At 71.0% G+C, this 2,100-nt stretch carries 2 protein-coding genes; both read right to left on the bottom strand.

Annotated features, from left to right (window positions below; genetic code table 11):
- The coding region (locus SACPADRAFT_RS30175) for an acyl-CoA carboxylase epsilon subunit (RefSeq protein ID WP_040923799.1) at positions 1-128 on the bottom strand (128 nt) is incomplete at its 3' end.
- A 72-nt stretch (positions 129-200) separates the two neighbouring features.
- A complete protein-coding gene (locus tag SACPADRAFT_RS0201770) occupies positions 201-1,841 on the bottom strand; it encodes an acyl-CoA carboxylase subunit beta (RefSeq protein WP_007027397.1) in 1,641 nt (546 codons plus the stop codon).
- Between the last annotated feature and the right edge of the window lie 259 nt (positions 1,842-2,100).

Below are 2,100 nucleotides of genomic sequence, written 5' to 3'. Positions count from 1 at the left end.
CCCGCCGCCGCGAGGCCGGCGACGACGGCGGTCAGCGCCGCCACCTCGGCCTCGTCGGGGTGTCCGCGCACGATCCGCAGCACGGGAGCCTCCGCCGTGTCCGGGCCCGGCGCGTCGGTGTCGGCCATCGCGGTCCTTCCTTCGCGTCGACTCGCGGTCCTGGAGTGGCGACTCGCGGGTCTGGGGTGGCGACTCGCGGGTCAGAGGGGGATGTTGCCGTGTTTCTTCGGGGGGAGGGTCTCGCGTTTGTCGGCCAGCATGCGCAGGGAGCGGGCCACGTGGCCGCGGGTGTGCGAGGGCGGGATCACCGTGTCGACGTAGCCGCGTTCGGCGGCCACGTACGGGTTGCACAGCGTGTCCTCGTACTCCTGGATCAGCTGCTCGCGCAGGGCCTCGACGTCCTCACCCGCCTCGGCGGCGTTGGCCAGCGTCTTGCGGTGCACGATGTTGGCCGCGCCCTGCGCGCCCATCACCGCGATCTGGGCCGTCGGCCAGGCGATGTTCACGTCGGCGCCGAGGTGTTTGGACCCCATCACGTCGTACGCGCCGCCGTAGGCCTTCCGGGTGATCACCGTGACCAGCGGCACCGTGGCCTCGGCGTAGGCGTAGATGAGCTTGGCGCCGCGCCGGATGATGCCGTTGAACTCCTGGTCGGTGCCCGGCAGGAAGCCCGGCACGTCCACGAAGGTCAGCACCGGCACGTTGAAGGCGTCGCAGGTGCGCACGAACCGGGCGGCCTTCTCCGAGGCGTCGATGTCCAGGCAGCCGGCGAACTGGGTGGGCTGGTTGGCGACCACGCCCACGCTGCGCCCGTCCACGCGGCCGAAGCCGACCACGACGTTCGGCGCGAACAGCTCGTGCACCTCGCAGAACTCACCGTCGTCCACGACACGGGTGATGACCTCGTGCATGTCGTAGGGCTGGTTCGGCGAGTCCGGGATGAGCGTGTCGAGCTCGCGGTCGCCGTCGGTGACCCCGTCGGTGATCGACTCGGCGACCGGCTCGGGTGCGTCGAACACCGGCGGTTCGGAGAGGTTGTTCGCGGGCAGGAAGGACAGCAGCTCCTTGACGTAGGAGACGGCGTCGTCCTCGTCGGAGGCCAGGTAGTGCGCGTTGCCCGACTTCGTGTTGTGCGTGCGGCCCCCGCCCAGCTCCTCGAACGTGACGTCCTCGCCGGTCACGGTCTTGATGACGTCGGGGCCGGTGATGAACATCTGCGAGGTCTGGTCGACCATCACCACGAAGTCGGTCAGCGCGGGCGAGTACACGTGCCCGCCCGCGTTCGCGCCCATGATCAGCGAGATCTGCGGGATGACCCCGGAGGCGTGCGTGTTGCGGCGGAAGATCTCGGCGTACAGGCCCAGCGAGACCACGCCCTCCTGGATGCGCGCGCCGCCGCCCTCGTTGATCCCGATGATCGGCCTGCCGGTCCTGAGGGCCAGGTCCATCACCTTGACGATCTTCTCGCCGTACACCTCGCCCAGCGAGCCGCCGAACACGGTCACGTCCTGGCTGAACACGCAGACCGGCCGCCCGTCGATGGTGCCGTGCCCGGTGACCACCCCGTCGCCGTAGGGCCGGTTGGCGTCCTGGCCGAAGTTCGTGGACCGGTGCCGGGCCAGCGCGTCGAGCTCCACGAACGAACCGGGGTCGAGCAGCAGGTCGATGCGCTCCCGCGCGGTCTTCTTGCCCTTGGCGTGCTGACGCTCCACCGCCCGGGTCGAGCCCGCGTGGATCGCCTCGTCGTTGCGGCGGTAGAGGTCGGCGAGCTTGCCGGCCGTGGTGTGGATGTCCGGCTCGTCTCCGGGAGGGGTCCCGAGTGGCTCCGTCGCGCTGCTCATGCCCGCCGAGCTTAATCAGGGTGACGGCGCGCACGGGATGTGGCGTAGGCAACGTCACCACGGGGATCACCGACCCGGCCCGCGGCCGCCACCCACACCGGCGTCGGGTCCGCCACGGCGGTCCGCGGCGTCGGCGGAGGCGGGCTAGGGTATGCGGATGTGACAGCGCACCGATCCCTGGACGCCGCGCGGTTGCGGTCGCGGTTGCTCGCCCCGGCGGGGCCGTACGCGACCGTGGACGTCGTCGGCAGCACCGGCT

It is taken from the genome of Saccharomonospora iraqiensis subsp. paurometabolica YIM 90007, assembly GCF_000231035.2.
GTDB classification, from domain to species: Bacteria; Actinomycetota; Actinomycetes; order Mycobacteriales; family Pseudonocardiaceae; genus Saccharomonospora; species Saccharomonospora paurometabolica.
Note: the sequence above shows the minus strand (reverse complement) of the source record. Positions and strands in the feature narration are given on the sequence as shown.